This window comes from Streptomyces sp. NPDC040610 (assembly GCF_055594065.1).
Window position 1 is genome coordinate 373,643 of sequence record NZ_JBVIXA010000005.1, and the last position, 18,036, is coordinate 391,678.

The 18,036-nt window shown below is 71.2% G+C and carries 16 protein-coding genes; 9 read left to right on the top strand and 7 right to left on the bottom strand.

All coding sequences use genetic code 11. The annotated features are described in order from the left end of the window. Positions 1–226 precede the first annotated feature (226 nt). The 3 genes from pflB to ACZ6AA_RS20430 all read left to right on the top strand — a co-directional run bounded on the left by pflB (position 227) and on the right by ACZ6AA_RS20430 (position 3,737). Positions 227–2,512, top strand: a complete 2,286-nt coding sequence (gene pflB / locus ACZ6AA_RS20420; RefSeq protein ID WP_471459297.1) for a formate C-acetyltransferase — start codon at positions 227–229, stop codon at positions 2,510–2,512. A 129-nt stretch (positions 2,513–2,641) separates the two neighbouring features. Continuing rightward, a complete protein-coding gene (gene pflA / locus ACZ6AA_RS20425) occupies positions 2,642–3,427 on the top strand; it encodes a pyruvate formate-lyase-activating protein (RefSeq protein WP_468462189.1) in 786 nt (261 codons plus the stop codon). A gap of 91 nt (positions 3,428–3,518) precedes the next feature. Beyond that, positions 3,519–3,737 (top strand): hypothetical protein, encoded by a 219-nt coding sequence (locus tag ACZ6AA_RS20430; protein WP_468462187.1) that lies wholly within the window; start codon positions 3,519–3,521, stop codon positions 3,735–3,737. A 91-nt stretch (positions 3,738–3,828) separates the two neighbouring features. Here ACZ6AA_RS20430 and mscL read toward each other — a convergent pair whose 3' ends face one another. From mscL to ACZ6AA_RS20460, 6 genes are all read right to left on the bottom strand, one after another. Then, positions 3,829–4,353, bottom strand: coding sequence for a large conductance mechanosensitive channel protein MscL (gene mscL, locus ACZ6AA_RS20435; protein ID WP_468462185.1), 525 nt, complete (start codon positions 4,351–4,353; stop codon positions 3,829–3,831). A 162-nt stretch (positions 4,354–4,515) separates the two neighbouring features. Next, on the bottom strand, positions 4,516–5,061 hold the full coding sequence (locus ACZ6AA_RS20440) for an RcpC/CpaB family pilus assembly protein (RefSeq protein WP_468462183.1): 546 nt from the start codon (positions 5,059–5,061) through the stop codon (positions 4,516–4,518). A gap of 343 nt (positions 5,062–5,404) precedes the next feature. Beyond that, positions 5,405–6,256: an S-methyl-5'-thioadenosine phosphorylase gene (locus ACZ6AA_RS20445; RefSeq protein WP_468462181.1), complete on the bottom strand. Its 852-nt coding sequence runs from the start codon at positions 6,254–6,256 to the stop codon at positions 5,405–5,407. A 112-nt stretch (positions 6,257–6,368) separates the two neighbouring features. Continuing rightward, positions 6,369–6,707: an FmdB family zinc ribbon protein gene (locus tag ACZ6AA_RS20450; protein WP_468462179.1), complete on the bottom strand. Its 339-nt coding sequence runs from the start codon at positions 6,705–6,707 to the stop codon at positions 6,369–6,371. Between the two features lie 67 nt (positions 6,708–6,774). After that, positions 6,775–8,037: an MFS transporter gene (locus ACZ6AA_RS20455; protein WP_471459299.1), complete on the bottom strand. Its 1,263-nt coding sequence runs from the start codon at positions 8,035–8,037 to the stop codon at positions 6,775–6,777. Between the two features lie 438 nt (positions 8,038–8,475). Further along, on the bottom strand, positions 8,476–9,975 hold the full coding sequence (locus ACZ6AA_RS20460) for a potassium/proton antiporter (RefSeq protein ID WP_468462215.1): 1,500 nt from the start codon (positions 9,973–9,975) through the stop codon (positions 8,476–8,478). 229 nt (positions 9,976–10,204) lie between these two features. On the opposite strand from ACZ6AA_RS20460, the gene ACZ6AA_RS20465 reads away from it, so the two are divergent. Then, positions 10,205–13,066 carry a penicillin acylase family protein gene (locus ACZ6AA_RS20465; protein WP_471459301.1) on the top strand — a complete coding sequence of 954 codons (2,862 nt, stop codon included), beginning with the start codon at positions 10,205–10,207 and terminating at the stop codon, positions 13,064–13,066. 57 nt (positions 13,067–13,123) lie between these two features. Here the strand turns inward: ACZ6AA_RS20465 and ACZ6AA_RS20470 are convergent, their stop codons facing one another. After that, positions 13,124–13,735, bottom strand: a complete 612-nt coding sequence (locus ACZ6AA_RS20470; protein WP_468462173.1) for a 5-formyltetrahydrofolate cyclo-ligase — start codon at positions 13,733–13,735, stop codon at positions 13,124–13,126. Between the two features lie 94 nt (positions 13,736–13,829). On the opposite strand from ACZ6AA_RS20470, the gene galU reads away from it, so the two are divergent. The 5 genes from galU (at position 13,830) to ACZ6AA_RS20495 (ending at position 17,870) form a co-directional block, all read left to right on the top strand. Further along, positions 13,830–14,732, top strand: a complete 903-nt coding sequence (gene galU, locus ACZ6AA_RS20475; protein ID WP_030359420.1) for a UTP--glucose-1-phosphate uridylyltransferase GalU — start codon at positions 13,830–13,832, stop codon at positions 14,730–14,732. Between the two features lie 3 nt (positions 14,733–14,735). After that, positions 14,736–16,088 (top strand): molybdotransferase-like divisome protein Glp, encoded by a 1,353-nt coding sequence (glp, locus tag ACZ6AA_RS20480; protein WP_471459303.1) that lies wholly within the window; start codon positions 14,736–14,738, stop codon positions 16,086–16,088. A 122-nt stretch (positions 16,089–16,210) separates the two neighbouring features. Next, a complete protein-coding gene (gene moaC / locus ACZ6AA_RS20485) occupies positions 16,211–16,702 on the top strand; it encodes a cyclic pyranopterin monophosphate synthase MoaC (protein ID WP_468462169.1) in 492 nt (163 codons plus the stop codon). Then, positions 16,699–17,250, top strand: a complete 552-nt coding sequence (locus tag ACZ6AA_RS20490) for a MogA/MoaB family molybdenum cofactor biosynthesis protein (RefSeq protein WP_468462167.1) — start codon at positions 16,699–16,701, stop codon at positions 17,248–17,250. Before moaC ends, ACZ6AA_RS20490 begins: the two co-directional genes overlap by 4 nt. Next, entirely contained in the window at positions 17,247–17,870 is a 624-nt protein-coding gene (locus tag ACZ6AA_RS20495) for a GNAT family N-acetyltransferase (RefSeq protein WP_468462213.1), read from the top strand. Before ACZ6AA_RS20490 ends, ACZ6AA_RS20495 begins: the two co-directional genes overlap by 4 nt. Positions 17,871–18,036: the final 166 nt, after the last annotated feature.

The following is an 18,036-nucleotide window of genomic DNA, read 5'->3' on the forward strand; positions in this document are numbered from 1 at the left end:
GTGGGCGGTGCGGGCGCCCCCTCGGGAAAATATTGTGAATGCTTTCACAAGCGAACACGGGACCAAAGTCCTCCGAGAATCCCCAGCTCACCTCGGTCCGCCTCGCGAAACCCGGGCCACAGACGGGACTTGTGGCCCTCAAGCCGGGACCAACGCGGCGCCCCGGACCGCCCGCGCGGGAGTGCAATGGAGCCGTAGCGACACGGCGACTCGGAAGGTGCGGGCGATGACTGCGACTCCTGCGGATGCGACTCCTGCGGCAACGGCGGCGCACGGCGAGGCCTGGGACGGCTTCAAGGGCGGCCTGTGGCGCGACTCCATCGACGTCCGCGACTTCGTGCAGCACAACTACGCCCCGTACGAAGGCGACGCGGCCTTCCTCACCGGCCCCACACCGCGCACCACCGCCGTCTGGCAGCGGCTCCTCTCGATGTTCCCGGAGGAGAACGAGCGCGGAGTGCACGACGTCGACATCGCGACGCCCTCCCGCATCGACGCCTTCAAGCCCGGCTACGTCGACGGCACCGCCGCCGACCACAAGGACCTGATCGTCGGTCTCCAGACCGACGCCCCGCTCAAGCGCGCCATCATGCCCAACGGCGGCTGGCGCATGGTCGAGAGCGCGCTCAACTCCTACGGCTACCCGGCCGACCCCGCCGTCAAGGACATCTACACCCACCTCCGCAAGACCCACAACGAAGGTGTCTTCGACGCCTACACCCCCGAGATCCGCGCCTGCCGCTCCGCCGGCATCATCACCGGCCTGCCCGACGCCTACGGCCGCGGCCGCATCATCGGCGACTACCGCCGCGTCGCCCTCTACGGCGTCGACCGCCTCATCGCCGCCAAGGAGGCCGACAAGGCCCGGCGCTGCCTCGACTGGCCGACCGAGCACGTCATCCGCGACCGCGAGGAGCTCTCCGAGCAGATCAAGGCCCTCGGCGAACTGAAGGCGATGGCCCTGTCGTACGGCTACGACATCTCCGGCCCCGCCCGCACCGGCCGCGAGGCCGTGCAGTGGCTGTACTTCGGCTACCTCGCCGCCGTGAAGGAGCAGAACGGCGCGGCCATGTCGATCGGCCGCATCGACAACTTCCTGGACATCTACCTCCAGCGCGACCTCGACCGCGGCCTCATCACCGAGTCCGACGCCCAGGAGTTCATCGACGACTTCGTCATCAAGCTCCGCATCGTCCGCTTCCTGCGCACCCCCGAGTACAACGAGGGCTTCTCCGGCGACCCCACCTGGGTCACCTGGTCCATGGCGGGCATCGGCGAGGACGGCCGCCCGCTGGTCTCCCGCACGACCTTCCGCGCCCTGCAGACCCTCTACAACCTCGGCCCGGCCCCCGAACCGAATCTGACCGTCTTCTGGTCCGGCCGACTGCCCCGCGCCTTCAAGGACTTCGCCGCCCGCGTCGCCATCGACACCTCGGCCGTCCAGTTCGAGTCCGACGAGCTGATGCGCCCCAAGTACGGCGACGACACCGCCATCGCCTGCTGCGTCTCCGCGATGGCCGTCGGCAAGCAGATGCAGTTCTTCGGCGCCCGCGTCAACGTCGCCAAGGCCCTGCTCTACGCCATCAACGGCGGCCGGGACGAGCTCACCGGCAAGCTCGTCGTCGAGGGCTTCGAGCCGATCGAGGGCGACTACCTCGACTACGACACCGTCGCCGAACGCTACGACGCGATGCTCGGCTGGCTCGGCAGGACCTACGTCCACGCGCTCAACGTCATCCACTACATGCACGACAAGTACGCCTACGAGCGCCTGGAGATGGCCCTGCACGACCAGGACATCCTGCGCACCATGGCCTGCGGCATCGCCGGTCTCTCGGTCGCGGCCGACTCGCTCTCGGCGATCAAGCACGCCCGGGTCAAGGTCGTCCGCGACGAGACCGGCCTCGCCGTCGACTACGAGATCGAGGGCGACTACCCGGCCTACGGCAACAACGACGAGCGGGCCGACGCCCTCGCCCAGCGGATCGTCTCCGACTTCATGGGCAAGATCCGCCGGCACCCGACCTACCGCGACGCCGTGCACACCCAGTCCGTCCTGACGATCACCTCGAACGTCGTCTACGGCAAGAAGACCGGCAACACCCCCGACGGCCGCCGCGCGGGCCTGCCCTTCGCCCCCGGCGCCAACCCCATGAACGGCCGCGACGCACACGGCTACATCGCCTCGGCCCTGTCCGTCGCCAAGCTCGACTACGACGACGCCGAGGACGGCATCTCGCTGACCAACACCATCACCCCGGACGCCCTCGGCCGCACCCCCGACGAGCGGGTCGCCAACCTCGCCGGAGTCCTCGACGGCTACATGGCGAGCGGCGGCTTCCACATGAACGTCAACGTGCTCGACAAGGCCACCCTCCAGGACGCCATGGAGCACCCCGAGAACCACCCGCAGCTGACCATCCGCGTCTCCGGCTACGCGGTCAACTTCGTCCGCCTCACCCGCGAACAGCAGCTCGACGTCATCAACCGCACCTTCCACGGCTCCCTGTGAGCCCCGGGCGCGCCCCGGGCCGCGCGCCCGCCGCGCCCCACCGACCCGCGGCCCCGGGGCCCGGCCCTCACCCCGGCCCCGGGCGCCGCGACCACCACGTCCCGTCCACGGAAGTCCTGGAGCCCCGCCATGACCGTCCTGCTCGGACCCGCCACGACCCCCGCAGCCGCCGCCACCCGCCGCCCCGTGACCGGCTCCGTCCACTCCTGGGACCTGTCCACCGGCGTCGACGGCCCCGGCACCCGCTTCGTCACCTTCCTCGCGGGCTGCCCGCTCACCTGCCTGTACTGCCACAACCCCGACACCTGGCGGATGCGCTCGGGGCGCCGGAGCACCGCCGACGACGTGCTCGCGGAGGCCGCCAAGTACACCGCGTTCATCGCGGCCGCGGGCGGCGGCGCCACCGTCAGTGGCGGTGAACCCCTCCTCCAGCCCGTCTTCACCGGCGAACTCCTGCACCGGCTCAAGCACGAGCTGGGCCTGCACACCGCCCTCGACACCTCCGGCTTCCTCGGCGTCCGGGCCACCGACGCGCTGCTCCGTGACGTCGACCTCGTCCTGCTCGACATCAAGTCCTGGGACCGCGAGACGTACCGCGAGGTCACCGGGCGCCCGCTGCGGCCGACCCTCGACTTCGCCGACCGCCTCGCCGCCCTCGGCAAGGACGTCTGGGTGCGCTTCGTCCTCGTGCCGGGACTGACCGACGACCCGGCCAACGTCGACGGCGTCGCCCGCTTCGCCGCCGGGCTCGGCAACGTCTCCCGCGTGGACGTGCTGCCCTTCCACAAGCTCGGCACGGCGAAGTGGGACGCCCTCGGCAAGGACTTCACCCTCCGGGACACCCCCGCGCCGACCGGGCGGCAGCTGGCGGCGGCCAGGGAGATCTTCGCCGCACGGGGCCTGCGGGCCGTCTGACGGCTCCCACCGCCCCGGCGGCCCCGGTCGCCGCGGCCACCCCGGCCGCTCCCGGCCCGCCGGCCGCCTCCGGCGGACGTACGCTGGAGGCATGAGCACCGCCCCCGCCCCCGAACCGCGCGATCCGAAGGACGCGAAGCCCCTGCAGGACGCCAAGAAGCCGGCGAACGCGCTGGTCTTCGACGACCCGCTGGCCCAGCAGTCCACGGACGACACGGACCGAGGATGGGGTGAGCGGCCGACGTCGTCCGGCGACAGCGCCGCCGACCTCGCCCGCTTCCTGGACGAGAAGCCGCCCCACCACATCTGAGCCCGCCGGAGCCCCCGGGCCCACCAGGGCCCCCGGGCCACGGCCTCGGGCCGGGCTACAGCCCCGAGCCGGGTTACAGCCCCGAGCCGGGCTACAGCCCCGAGCCGCCCGGCCTGCCCTCGCCGCCGGGCGTCTGATCGCCGCCCTGCCGGTCCTCCCCGCCGTTCCGCTGGGCGACCAGCACGTCGCGGATCTCCTTGAGCACCTCCAGCTCCGAGATCTCGATGACCTCCTGCGTGCCCTCCTTCGCCGCCTGCCGCGCGGCCTGCTTGGCCAGGTACTTCGCCATCGGCATGACCATCAGGAAGTAGACGACCGCGGCGGTGATCACAAAGCTGAGGGTGGCGCTGAGCACCGAGCCCCACAGGATCGGGATGCCGCTGACCGCCTCGCCGTTCTTCACCTCGCACGGCGCTTTCAGGCACGAGCTGTAGTGGTCGAGATCCTTGGTGCCCAGGGCGCCGACCAGCGGGTTGATGACGCCCTTCACCACCGAGTTCACGATGTTCGTGAACGCGGCGCCGATGACGACCGCGACGGCCAGGTCGACGACATTGCCGCGCATCAGGAAGGCCTTGAAGCCCTGCCAGATGCCCGGATCCTTCTTCTCGCTCACCACTGAGCCTTTCGTTGCATGTGCGGATTGTGCGGCAAACCGCCTCGCAACCTACGGCAGGGCGTGGCAGCCCTGTCCAATTCCATAACGCGAATGAGCGACTTGACAGGTGGTCAGCCGTGCCGTAACCGCTTCGGCCGCTCGGACGGGTATGTACCCGGCTCATCGCAGGGTCACCGCGAGCCGTGCGGTCGCGCTCGCCCCGGCGAGGCGGGCCGCCGTCGCGCGCGGCACCGCGAGGACGACCAGGGCCCCGCCCTCGGCCACCGCGTCGGAGGAGTCCGGCACCTCGGACACCCGCGCCCCGGCCGCGACCACCCGCGCCGCCCCGCCCGGCCGCGCACCCGCCGAACCCACAGACCCGGCCCCCGTGCCGTCCACCCCCGCGCCCTCGGCGGCCACGACATCCACCCGGTCGCCCGGCCGCAGCAGCCGCACCGTCGCCGCGTCCGCGATCCGCACCGGCGCCGTCACCAACCGGGCCGCCCGACGCGCCCGTTGCGGCGCCGGGCCCCCGCCGTGCTCCCCGGCGCTCACGGGCGCCGCGGACCCCTGCGGCTGCGGTCGCCCGGGCTCACGCGGCCCCGCGGTCACCAGCGCGGCCGCCGTCATCGCGAGGCCCACGGCCAGCGCCCGCCGCCGGTGCCGCAACAGGCGCCGCAGCCGCTGCCGTCCACCGCGCACATGCAGCGGGGAGAAGTGCGGCACCTGGCAGGGCGGCGGCGCACCGCTGCCCCGGCCGGGCGGAGAGGTATGTGTACGTGAAGGGACCTGCGCCATGACGACCACCACCCACCGTGAGAAGTTCGGACCCTGATCCCGGTCCTGATCCCGGTCCCGATCCCGATTCCGTTCTCACGATGCAGGCCCCCGCCAGATCCCGCTGAGCCCCGTGCACTACTCGCCGGTTGTGGACAACTCCCTCACCCGAAGGGGAAGTTCCACCCCTCGCCCCCCTCGCCCCCCTCGCCGCCCGCGTGGCCCTCGCCACCCGCGCCGCCCACCCCCAGCAGGCCGCGCCCAGCAGGCCCCCGCCCAGCCCCCGCGCCCCCTACGGCAGCCGAATCCCTGTCTCCAGCCCACCCAGAGCCCCCACGCACAGACAGTCCCGCTCCGCGTTCACCGGCAGCCCCGCCACCGCGTCGAACAGCACGGTCCGCAGTCGGCCCACATTGGCGGCGAAGACCTGGAGCACCTCGTCGTGCGAGACGCCCTCGCCGGACTCGGCGCCCGCGTCGAGGTCGGTGACGAGGGTCAGCGACGCGTAGCAGAGCTCCAGTTCACGGGCGAGGATCGCCTCGGGGTGGCCCGTCATGCCGACCACGGACCAGCCCTGCGCCGCGTACCAGCGCGACTCGGCGCGGGTCGAGAACCGGGGCCCCTCGATCACCACGAGCGTGCCGCCGTCCACCGGCTCCCAGTCGCGGCCGCGCGCGGCCTTGAGGGCGGCGGCGCGGCCCGTCGGGCAGTAGGGGTCGGCCAGCGACACGTGCACGACCTTCGGCGTGCTGCCGTCGGCCAGCGGAAGGCCGTCGAAGTACGTCTGCGGGCGGGACTGCGTGCGGTCCACGAGCTGGTCGGGCACCAGGAGCGTGCCGGGCCCGTACTCGGGCCGCAGCCCGCCGACGGCACACGGGGCGAGCACCTGGCGCACGCCGACGGAGCGCAACGCCCACAGGTTGGCGCGGTAGTTGATGCGGTGCGGAGGCAGATGGTGGTCGCGGCCGTGGCGCGGCAGGAAGGCGACCCGCCGCCCGGCGATCTCGCCGAGGAACAGGGAGTCGCTGGGGGAGCCGTAGGGGGTGTCGACGTGCACTTCGGTGACGTCGTCGAGGAAGGAGTAGAAGCCGGAGCCGCCGATGACGCCGATCTCGGCCTGAGTCGCGTTCGCCGTATTCACCATGGCCAGCACAGTAGCCGGGCCCGGATACGCCGAGGACCCCGCCGTCGTACGACAGCGGGGTCCTGGGAAGTGCGGGGGTCCCGGCGGTGAGCCGGAGTCCCTGTGGGCCCGGTCAGGCCGCCGAGGAGCTCGTCGACGACGAGGAAGACCCCGAGGACGACGACGAGGACGAAGACGTGGTGGAGGACGTCGACGAAGAGGACGACGAGCTGTCCGACGACTTCGACGAGGAGGCCGAGGACGACGTCGACGCGGGCGAGCTGCTGGACGACGAGCCGCGGCTGTCGTTGCGGTAGAAGCCGGAGCCCTTGAAGACGATGCCGACCGCCGAGAACACCTTCTTGAGGCGTCCGTCGCAGTTCGGGCACACGGTCAGGGCGTCATCGGTGAACTTCTGCACCGCCTCGAGGCCCTCGCCGCACTCGGTGCACTGGTACTGGTACGTCGGCACTTGCTTCCTCCTGGCACTCTCACTCGATGAGTGCTAACGACGGTCCATAGTGACGTATTCCGCGGGATCAGTCCACCGTCACCGGCACGCGGTGACCGACGCCACGTGCCACGGTGCGGCCCGGGCTCTTCGGAGTGAGGCGGGAGCGCAGCGACAGGAGCACGGCGAGCGCGAGCGCCGTACCGCCGAGGGGCACCAGGAATCCGGCGCCGTCCCAGAAGCGGTCCTCCAGCTGTCCCGCGACCGTGACGGCCGCCGCCTGCCCGAGCGCGACCGCGCCGGTGAGCAGGGTGAAGGCCTCCGTGCGTGCGGTCGGCGCGACCAGGCTGTCGACCAGCGTGTAGCCGGTGATCAGGGCGGGCGCGATGCAGACGCCGACGAGCAGGCCGAGCCCGGCGAGCAGGAGCACGGAGTGCGCGGCCCACAGGCCGGACGCCATCAGCGTCAGTCCGGCGTACCCGAGGACGAGCCGCCGCTGCGGGGCGATCTTCCAGGCGATGGCGCCGCAGGCGATCCCGGAGAGCATGTTGCCCGCCGCGAACGTGCCGTACAGGACGCCGTTCAGACCGGGCTGCCCGATGGACTCGGTGAAGGCGGCCAGGGAGACCTGCATGCCGCCGAAGACGGTGCCGATGCCGAGGAACGCGACGATCAGGACGCGTACGCCGGGCACTCGCAGCGCCGAATCGTGCTCCACGCGCGCGTGGCCGACGGCGGGCTTCGGCTGGGTGGACTTCTGCGCGGCGAACAACAGACCGCCGACGAGGGTGAGGCCCGCCTCGGTGAGCAGTCCGGCCACCGGGTCGACGCCGGTGCACAGCGCGGTGGCGACCAGCGGGCCGAGGACGAAGGTCAGCTCGTCGGTGACGGACTCGAAGGCCGCCGCGGTCTGCGCGAGCGGGGTGCCCTGGAGCTTGACGCCCCAGCGTGCCCGCACCATCGGCCCGATCTGCGGGGTCGACGCACCGGTCGGCACGGCGGCCACGAAGAGCGCCCACAGGGGGGCGTCGGTGAGCGCGAGCACGGTCAGCGTGACGCCGGACGCGGCGTGCACGAGGACGCCGGGCAGCAGCACGGCGCGCTGCCCGAAGCGGTCGGCGAGCTTGCCGGTGAAGGGCGCGAACAGGGCCATGGAGACGCCGGTGACGGCCGACACCGCACCGGCGGCCCCGTACGAGCCGGTGGTGTGCTGCACGAGCAGCACGATGGAGATGGTGAGCATCGCGAACGGCTGTCGCGCGGCGAATCCCGGGAGCAGGAAGGTCCAGGCGCGAGGGGTGCGCAGAAGTTGTCCGTAGCCCGGGCGGGGTTCGGTGACCGTGGACGCCACGGCCCTTGCCTTTCTGCTGCCTGGTAGCGCGCCCGCTTTTCCGGTGCGGGGGTGCCGAGAGCTGTCCTCTTGCGCAGAACTGCGGTAGATACCGGTCGCCCACTGCGAGGGCGCCGCGGCCGCCATACGGTCGCGCCAGCTCTGCGTCAGACAGAGTTGGTTCGATCAGTGTCGGTACCGAGTGCCCGATGAGTCGGTGATTCGGTACGTTCCGAGTGTGCCTTCATCGTACAGGTGCTATGCAAGACGCACCTGGGATTACGAGAAGTGAGACCCCCGCCACCTGCGATTGCCCCCGCATCGCCCCGCACTGCCCCCACACGGGCCCCCGCCCGTCCACCCCCGGACCCCCGCCCGGCCTCACGCTGCCGCGACCGTCAGGCCGCCGCCCCCTCCGTCGCCGACCCCCTCCGTCGCCGACACCTCATCGCCGACACCTCACCGCTGCCCACCGGGCAGCCCCAGCCAGCCCACCAGCTTGCCGCCCTGTGCGACGGCCCGCAGCCGCTGCTCGGCCGCGTCGCGCACCGGGTCCGTGGCCACCACCAGGAGCTCGTCGTCGTGCCGCAGCACGGTCGTCGGGCCCGGCACGAAGGATGTGCCCTCGCGCACGATCAGGGTGACGGCGGACCCCGTGGGCAGCCGCAGCTCGCTGATCTCGACGCCGTGCAGCCGGGAGCCCTCGGGGACGGGCACCGAGAGCAGATGGCCGCGCAGGCGCTCCAGGGGCGCCGACTCGATGCCCAGATCGGCGGCTTCCGTGCCCTTGCCGATGCCGAGGAGTCTGGCGAGGCCGGGCAGAGTGGGCCCCTGCACCAGGGTGTAGACGACGACGAGCACGAAGACGATGTTGAAGATCTCCTCGCTGTTGTCGACGCCGTTCACCATCGGGATCGTCGCGAGGATGATGGGCACGGCGCCGCGCAGCCCGGCCCAGGACATCAGCGCCTTCTCCTGCCAGGGCATCCGGAACGGCAGCAGGCCCACCACGACGGACAGCGGCCGGGCGACCGCGGTCAGGATGAGGCCGATGATCACCGCGGGCCAGATGTCGTCGAGCAGCCGGTGCGGCGTGACCAGCAGGCCGAGCAGGACGAACATGCCGATCTGGGCGATCCAGCCGACGCCTTCGGCGAAGCCGCGGGTGGCCGCCCAGTGCGGCAGCTTGGCGTTGCCGAGCACCATGGAGGCCAGGTAGACGGCGAGGAATCCGCTGCCGTGGGCGATGGCCCCGGCGGCGTAGGCGGCGACGGCGATGGCCATCACCGCGATCGGATAGAGACCGGAAGCGGGCAGCGCCACATGCCGGAGCCCGTACGCGCCGAGCCAGCCCACCGCGAGCCCGATGGCCGCGCCGATGGCCAGCTCCAGGGCTATCTCCCCGACCAGGGCGTACCAGTGGTGCACCGGTCCCGCGGTGGAGAAGGCCACGACGAGGATCACCACCGGGGCGTCGTTGAAGCCCGACTCCGCCTCCAGGACCCCCGTGATCCGGGACGGGAGCGGCACCCTGCGCAGCACCGAGAAGACGGCCGCCGCGTCCGTCGAGGACACCACCGCGCCGATGATGAACGCCTGCCGCCAGTCGAGCCCGACCAGATAGTGCGCTCCGGCGGCCGTGACGCCGACGCTGACCGCGACGCCGACGAGGGCCAGACAGGCCGCGGCGGGCAGCGCCGGCTTGATCTCTTTCCACTTGGTGCCAAGGCCGCCCTCGGCCAGGATCACGACCAGCGCCGCGTAACCGATGACCTGGGTGAGCTGGGCGTTGTTGAAGGTGACGTTGCCTATGCCGTCCTGGCCCATGGCGACGCCGATGCCGAGGTAGAGCAGCAGGCTCGGCAGCCCACTGCGGGAGGAGAGGCGCACCGCGACGACCGCGACGAGCAGGACGAGTGAGCTGATGAGCAGAAGCTGGTTGAGGTCGTGGACAGACAGGGGCCGATCCTTCCGTCGTGCGAGCCATGATGCTTCGTTACGTTACCTAAGCTTTAACGCGCTCTTGACGCACGCCCCCGCGCTCCTTCCAGCATCTCCGAACCTTCGTTCGACGTCGGTTTCCGACTCCGCGTCCGGGGCCGTATCGCCCTGCGCCTATGGTTGCTCCAGCACTCCAGGACCCGCACAAGCCCCGCCCTGCCGCTCGCGAAGGACAGCAAGGACAGCGATGCCCTCCAACACCAACGCCTCTTCCGGTCGCAAGTCCGGTAGGAAGAAGGGGCGCCGAGCCCGACTGATCGTGATCGTCCTGGTCCTGGCCGTCGTAGGAGGCATCGGTTTCGGCGCGTACTGGAGCATCAGCACCGTCCGCGCCTCCTTCCCGCAGACCAAGGGCTCCATCGACCTGAAGGGCCTGTCGGGCACGGTCGAGGTCAAGCGCGACGGCAACGGCATTCCGCAGATCTACGCCGAGTCCGACGAGGACCTGTTCATGGCACAGGGCTTCGTGCAGGCGCAGGACCGCTTCTGGGAGATGGACGTACGCCGCCATATGACCTCCGGCAGGCTCTCCGAGATGTTCGGGAAGAGCCAGGTCAAGACCGATGAGTTCCTGCGCACTCTCGGTTGGCACCGCGTGGCCAAGAAGGAGTACGACTCCAAGCTCTCGCCGAAGACGAAGAAGTACCTCCAGGCGTACGCCAAGGGGGTCAATGCCTACCTCGACGGCAAGGACGGCAAGGAGATCTCCGTCGAGTACGCGGCGCTCTCCTTCGAGAACGACTACAAGCCGCAGAAGTGGACGCCCGTCGACTCGATCGCCTGGCTCAAGGCCATGGCCTGGGACCTGCGCGGCAACATGCAGGACGAGATCGACCGCGCCCTGATGACGAGCCGCCTCGGCCCGTCGCAGATCAAGGACCTCTACCCGGAGTACCCCTTCGACCTGCACAAGCCCATCGTGCAGGAGGGCCGCTACAACGAGGTCACCGAGAAGTTCGGCGGCGACGACTCGACGGGCGGGCAGTCGGGCACGGGAACGAGTACCGGGACGGGGACGGGTACCGGGACCGGCACGGGAACGGGCACAGGAACCGGCACAGGCACCGGTACGGGCACGGGAACAGGCACCGGCACGGGAACCGGCACCTCGGGAGCCGGCGGCGCCCAGAACCCCGGCAGCGGCCTGCAGTCCCAGCTCTCCGGCCTCTCCGACGTCCTCGACAAGATCCCGGACGCGGGCCTCGGCTCGAACGGCAACGGCATCGGGTCCAACTCCTGGGTCGTCGCCGGGGCGCACACCATCACCGGCAAGCCGCTCCTCGCCAACGACCCGCACCTCGCGCCGCAGCTGCCGTCCGTCTGGTACCAGATGGGCCTGCACTGCAAGTCCGTGTCGGCCAAGTGCCAGTACGACGTCAGCGGCTACACCTTCTCCGGCCTGCCCGGCGTGGTCATCGGCCACAACAAGGACATCGCCTGGGGCATGACGAACCTCGGCGCCGACGTCACCGACCTGTACCTGGAGAAGTTCACCGCCGACGGCTACCAGTACGACGGCAAGATCGTCCCGTTCAAGCCCCGCGAGGAGAAGATCAAGGTCGCGGGCGGCAAGACCAAGACGATCACGGTCCGGGAGACGAACAACGGCCCGCTGATCTCCGACCGCGACGACGAGCTGGTCAAGGTCGGCAAGAAGGCCCAGGTCGACGCGTCCGCACCGGACCGCGGCGACGGCTACGGCATCGCGCTGCGCTGGACCGCCCTGGAGCCCGGCAAGTCCATGGACGCGGTCTTCGAGCTGAACAAGGCGAAGAACTTCAAGGAGTTCCGCAAGGCCGCCTCCGACTTCGAGGTGCCCTCGCAGAACCTGATCTACGCCGACACCAAGGGCAACATCGGCTACCAGGCGCCCGGAAAGATCCCCACCCGCGGCAAGGGCGACGGCTCGCTGCCCGCGCCCGGCTGGGACCCCGACTACCGCTGGGGCGACCCGATCCCGCAGGACGCGCTGCCCTACGAGTACAACCCCAAGCGCGGCTACATCGTCACCGCCAACCAGGCCGTGATCGACGACGACGGCGGCAAGAAGTACCCGTACAAGCTCACGTCGGACTGGGGCTACGGCGCGCGCAGCCAGCGCATCGAGGACCTCATCAAGTCCAAGACGAAGAACGGCGGCAAGATCTCCACGGAGGACATGCGGCTGATGCAGACGGACAACAGCAGCGAGATCGCCCGGCTGCTCGTGCCCAAGCTGCTGAAGATCGACATCAACGACAAGCACGTCCGTGAGGCGCAGAAGCTCCTGGAGGGCTGGGACTACACCCAGGACGCCGATTCGGCCGCCGCCGCGTACTTCAACGCCGTCTGGCGCAGCATCCTGCAGCTCGCCATCGGCAACAAGCTGCCCAAGGAACTGCGCGTCAAGGGCCAGTGCCTGTCCGTCGAGCCGACGGGCAACACCCGCCCGGCCGACGAGGAGAACCGGGTGCGCGAGTGCGGCGAGCGCGACGCGGACTCCGCCCAGCCCGACGGCGGCGACCGCTACTTCGAGGTCATCCGCAAGATCCTCGACGACCAGGACAACGACTGGTGGAAGACGCCGGGCACGCGCACCGACAAGGAGACCAAGAACCGCGACCAGCTGTTCGCGCGGGCCATGGAGGACGCCCGCTGGGACCTGACGGCCAAGCTCGGCAAGGACATCGACACCTGGAGCTGGGGGCGCCTGCACACCCTCACGCTGAAGAACCAGACGCTCGGCACCGAGGGTCCCGGCTGGCTCCAGTGGGTGCTCAACCGCGGCCCCTGGAAGCTCGGCGGCGGCGAGGCCACGGTCAACGCCACCGGCTGGAACGCGGCCGGCGGCTACGGAGTGATCTGGGTGCCGTCGATGCGGATGGTCGTGAACCTGAAGGACCTCGACAAGTCCCGCTGGATCAACCTCACCGGCGCCTCCGGGCACGCCTACAGCGACCACTACACCGACCAGACCGGTAAGTGGATCAAGGGCGAGCTGCTGCCGTGGGCCTACTCCGAGAAGGCCGTCGAGGACAGCACGAACGACACGCTGGTGCTCAAGCCCTGACGGGCGGACGACATGGCGAAGGGCCCTCCACGCGCGCGTGGAGGGCCCTTCGCCATGTCACGGGAAGCGGTGCACCGCCGACGGCGTCACCACGGCGTGCACCGGCCGGTCGTGCGCCTCCCCGGGGACGTGCGCGACCACTTCGGAGTCGTACAGGAGCACCACGAGCGCGGGCGAGAGCGCCGCGCGCTCAAGGCGGGCGAGCACCCGGTCGTACGATCCGCCGCCGCGGCCGAGCCGCATCCCGTGCGCGTCCACCGCGAGCCCGGGGAGCAGCACGGCGTCGGCCTCCAGGACGGCGTCAGGGCCGAGGCGCGGGCCCGCGGGCTCCAACAGCGTCATCTTTCCCGCGTGTTGGACGGGGGCGAGGGAGTCGGGTCCGTCGTACGCGGCCCAGTCCAGGTCGTTGTCCGGGAGCAGAACGGGCAGCAGGACACGTGTCCCGCGCGCGTGGAGGGTGTCCAGGAGGGCACGGGTGCCGGGTTCGGTGCCTACGGAGACGTACGCCGCGACCGTGCGGGCGCCGGAGAGTTCGGGCAACTCCAGCGCGCGCTCGGCGAGGGCGGCGGCCGTCTTCTGCGTGTCACCGGGCGTCAACCCACGTCTTACCGCGAGGATCTCCGCACGCAATGTGCGCTTGTTTCCCTTGCCCGGGCCGGGTTGATCCATGGTGAACTCACAAATCCTTCCTATTGTGCGTACATGTGGGCCTCTATTCCGGAGCCACAGATTTCACACATAGGCACCGGTTAAGGTAACGCTCATGACTGAGTCTCCCCCCAAGATCACCAAGGCTGTCATCCCAGCAGCGGGACTTGGCACTCGCTTCCTGCCCGCCACGAAGGCCACGCCCAAGGAGATGCTGCCGGTCGTCGACAAGCCGGCGATCCAGTACGTGGTCGAAGAGGCTGTCGCCGCGGGCCTGGACGACGTCCTCATGATCACGGGCCGCAACAAGCGCCCCCTGGAGGACCACTTCGACCGCAACTACGAGCTGGAGTCGGCCCTCGCGAAGAAGGGCGACGAGTCCCGGCTCGCGAAGGTCCAGGAGTCCAGCGACCTGGCGACCATGCACTACGTCCGCCAGGGCGACCCCCGAGGACTCGGTCACGCCGTCCTGTGCGCCGCCCCCCACGTCGGCCGCGAACCCTTCGCCGTCCTCCTCGGCGACGACCTGATCGACCCGCGCGACCCGCTGCTCGCGCGCATGGTCGAGATCCAGGAGCGGCACGGGGGCAGCGTCATCGCGCTCATGGAGGTCGCGCCCGAGCAGATCCACCTCTACGGCTGCGCGGCCGTCGAGCCCACCGCCGACGGCGACGTCGTGAAGGTGACCGACCTGGTCGAGAAGCCGGAGGCGGCGGACGCCCCGTCGAACTACGCGATCATCGGCCGCTATGTCCTGGACCCCCACGTCTTCGACATACTGCGCAAGACCGAGCCCGGTCGCGGCGGCGAGATCCAGCTGACCGACGCGCTCCAGCAGCTCGCCGCCGATGAGAAGATCGGCGGCCCGGTGCACGGTGTGGTCTTCAAGGGCCGCCGCTATGACACCGGCGACCGCGGCGACTATCTGCGTGCCATTGTCAGACTCGCGTGCGAACGTGAAGACCTGGGCCCGGACTTCAAGGCCTGGCTTCGCAGTTACGTCACCGAGGAGATGTAGCACTTGAGCAGCAGCGGCACGACGACGCACCACACCACCGGCCAGGACCGCCTCTGGTCGGTGGACGAGCACCTGGACGACATCCTCGCGACCGTCCGCCCCCTGGAGCCCATCGAGCTCCAGCTCCTCGACGCCCAGGGCTGTGTCCTGATCGAGGACGTCACGGTGCCCGTCTCGCTGCCGCCGTTCGACAACAGCTCCATGGACGGGTACGCGGTGCGGGTGGCCGACGTCGCGGGCGCGAGCGAGGAGTTCCCGGCCGTCCTCACGGTCATCGGGGACGTCGCCGCGGGCCAGGCCGAGCAGCCCACCGTCGGCCCCGGCGAGGCCGCCCGCATCATGACCGGCGCCCCGCTGCCGCCCGGCGCCGAGGCCGTCGTGCCCGTGGAGTGGACCGACGGCGGGCTCGGCCAGGGCCCCGCCACCGGCATGCGCGCCCACAGCGCGGCCCCCGAGGGCGCCTCCGGCGAGGTCCGGGTGCACCGCCCCGCCGAAGCACGCGCCCACGTGCGCGCGCGGGGCAGCGACGTCCGCGCCGGGGACCGCGCCCTGACCGCGGGCACGGTCCTCGGGGCCCCGCAGATCGCCCTGCTCGCCGCGATCGGCCGGGGCACGGTCAAGGTGCGCCCGCGCCCGCGCGTGGTCGTCATGTCCACCGGCAGCGAACTGGTCCAGCCCGGCGAGGAGTTGGCCGACGGGCAGATCTACGACTCCAACAGCTTCGCCCTCACCGCCGCCGCCCGCGAGGCCGGAGCCATCGCCTACCGCGTCGGCGCGGTCACCGACGACGCCGAGATCCTGCGCTCCACCATCGAGGACCAGCTGATCCGGGCCGACCTGCTCGTCACCACGGGCGGCGTCAGCGTGGGGGCGTACGACGTCGTCAAGGAGGCCCTGGACTCCATCGGCGACCCGGACGACGAGGAGGGCCTGGGCGCGGGCGGCGGGGTGGAGTTCCGCAAGCTCGCCATGCAGCCGGGCAAGCCGCAGGGGTTCGGCACCATCGGCCCCGACCACACCCCGCTCCTGGCCCTGCCGGGCAACCCGGTGTCGTCGTACGTCTCCTTCGAGATGTTCGTACGACCCGCGGTGCGCGCCCTGATGGGCCTGCCGGACGTCCACCGGTCCGCCGCCCGCGCCCGGCTCACCGCCGACAAGGCGCTGACCTCGCCCGCCGGGCGGCGCCAGTTCCTGCGCGGACGCCATGACGCGGACGCGGGCACGGTGACGCCCGTCGGCGGCTCCGGGTCGCATCTGATCGCCGCCCTCGCGCACGCGGACGCCCTGATCGTCGTCCCCGAGGACACCACGTCCGTGGAGCCGGGCACGGACGTCGACGTGGTGCTGCTCGGCTGACGGGCCCCGCCGCCCGGGCGGGCGCGCGGCTCGGGCGGGGCGGCGCCGGGGCGGTACTGTGTCGCGCACAGCAGGCCCGCGCACCGCACCGCGCGGGGCCCGGACCGGGAGCGCCACAGCACATGAGCACGCAGCAGCGACTGACGCACATCGACGAGGCGGGCGCCGCCCGCATGGTCGACGTATCCGAGAAGGACGTGACCGCCCGCACCGCGCGCGCCAGCGGCCGGGTCCTGGTCTCGCCCCGTGTGATCGAGCTGCTGCGGGGGGAGGGTGTGCCCAAGGGCGACGCCCTGGCGACCGCCCGTATCGCGGGCATCATGGGCGCCAAGCGCACCCCCGACCTGATCCCGCTGTGCCACCCGCTGGCCGTCTCCGGAGTGAAGGTCGACCTGAGCGTCGCCGACGACGCCGTGGAGATCCTGGCCACCGTGAAGACGACCGACCGCACCGGCGTCGAGATGGAGGCCCTCACCGCGGTCACCGTCGCCGCGCTCACCGTCATCGACATGGTCAAGGCCGTCGACAAGGGCGCCGTCATCACGGACGTGCGGGTCGAGGAGAAGACGGGCGGCAAGTCCGGCGACTGGAACCGGCGGGGAGCGGGGGCATGACCCACCGCGCGCCCGCCGACGACGGGGCGGCGGCCGAGGGGAGCGAGGGCCTGGCGTACCGGGCACTCGTCGTCACCGCCTCCAACCGCGCCGCCGCCGGCGTCTACGCCGACAAGGGCGGCCCGATCCTCGCCGAAGGCCTCGCCGCCCTCGGCTTCGCCGTCGAAGGACCGCGCGTGGTGCCGGACGGCGACCCCGTCGAGCGGGCCCTGCGCGAGGGCGTCGCCGCCGGGTACGACGTCATCCTCACCACCGGCGGCACGGGCATCTCGCCCACCGACGCCACCCCCGAGGCGACCCGTCGCGTCCTCGACCACGACGTCCCCGGCATCCCCGAGGCGATCCGCGCGTACGGCCGCGAGAAGGTGCCCACCGCCGTGCTCTCCCGGGGCCTCGCCGGGGTGGCGGGGCGCACGCTGATCGTGAACCTGCCGGGGTCCAGCGGCGGTGTGCGCGACGGACTCGCCGTCCTCACGCCCCTGTTGATCCACGCCGTCGACCAGCTGCGCGGCGGCGACCATCCGAGGACCGACGGGGGTGCGAGCTGAACAGCCCCAGCTGGCCCGCCGAGCTGACGGACGGCGATGTCGTCCTGCGGCCGATAAAACTGCGTGACCAGCGCGCCTGGCGGGAGGTGAACCGGCGCAACCGCGACTGGCTGCGCCCCTGGGAGGCCACGATCCCGCCGCCCACCCCCAGCGGCCCGGTCGCCCACCGCCCCACCTACCGGCAGATGGTCCGGCACCTGCGCGCCGAGGCGAACGCGGGCCGCATGCTGCCGTTCGTCATCGAGTTCCAGGGCCGCCTCGTCGGGCAGTTGACGATCGCCGGGATCACCTGGGGGTCGATGTGCTCGGCCCATGTGGGCTACTGGGTCGACGAGTCGGTCGCGGGGCGCGGGGTGATGCCGACCGCCGTGGCGCTCGCCGTCGACCACTGCTTCCGCACCGTCGGGCTGCACCGCATCGAGGTCTGCATTCGGCCCGAGAACGCGCCGAGCCGCCGGGTCGTGGAGAAACTCGGATTCCGCGAGGAGGGGCTCAGGCCCCGCTATCTCCACATCGACGGGGCCTGGCGCGACCACCTGGTGTTCGCGCTCACCGTGGAAGAGGTCCCCGAGGGGCTGCTGCGCCGCTGGCAGCAGGCGCGTCCGCAGAACACCGCGTGACGTCGCGTGACGTCGTCCGCAGAACACCGCGTGACACCGCGTGACGTCGTCCGCAGCGCGTGGAGCGGGCGCCTGACGGGCCGTCGCGCCCCTGGCACGGCACAATGCTGCCACTCTCATAAATGAAATACCTGTTCGAAATTGATCGGTGAGTGACCGTTAAATT

What these genes read in the sequence shown, in the direction of transcription:
- pflB (WP_471459297.1), top strand. Translation starts at nt 227, where the DNA reads ATGACTGCGACTCCTGCGGATGCGACTCCTGCGGCAACGGCGGCGCAC.
- pflA (WP_468462189.1), top strand. Translation starts at nt 2,642, where the DNA reads ATGACCGTCCTGCTCGGACCCGCCACGACCCCCGCAGCCGCCGCCACC.
- ACZ6AA_RS20430 (WP_468462187.1), top strand. Translation starts at nt 3,519, where the DNA reads ATGAGCACCGCCCCCGCCCCCGAACCGCGCGATCCGAAGGACGCGAAG.
- ACZ6AA_RS20445 (WP_468462181.1), bottom strand. Translation starts at nt 6,256, where the DNA reads ATGGTGAATACGGCGAACGCGACTCAGGCCGAGATCGGCGTCATCGGC.
- ACZ6AA_RS20465 (WP_471459301.1), top strand. Translation starts at nt 10,205, where the DNA reads ATGCCCTCCAACACCAACGCCTCTTCCGGTCGCAAGTCCGGTAGGAAG.
- ACZ6AA_RS20470 (WP_468462173.1), bottom strand. Translation starts at nt 13,735, where the DNA reads ATGGATCAACCCGGCCCGGGCAAGGGAAACAAGCGCACATTGCGTGCG.
- galU (WP_030359420.1), top strand. Translation starts at nt 13,830, where the DNA reads ATGACTGAGTCTCCCCCCAAGATCACCAAGGCTGTCATCCCAGCAGCG.
- moaC (WP_468462169.1), top strand. Translation starts at nt 16,211, where the DNA reads ATGAGCACGCAGCAGCGACTGACGCACATCGACGAGGCGGGCGCCGCC.
- ACZ6AA_RS20490 (WP_468462167.1), top strand. Translation starts at nt 16,699, where the DNA reads ATGACCCACCGCGCGCCCGCCGACGACGGGGCGGCGGCCGAGGGGAGC.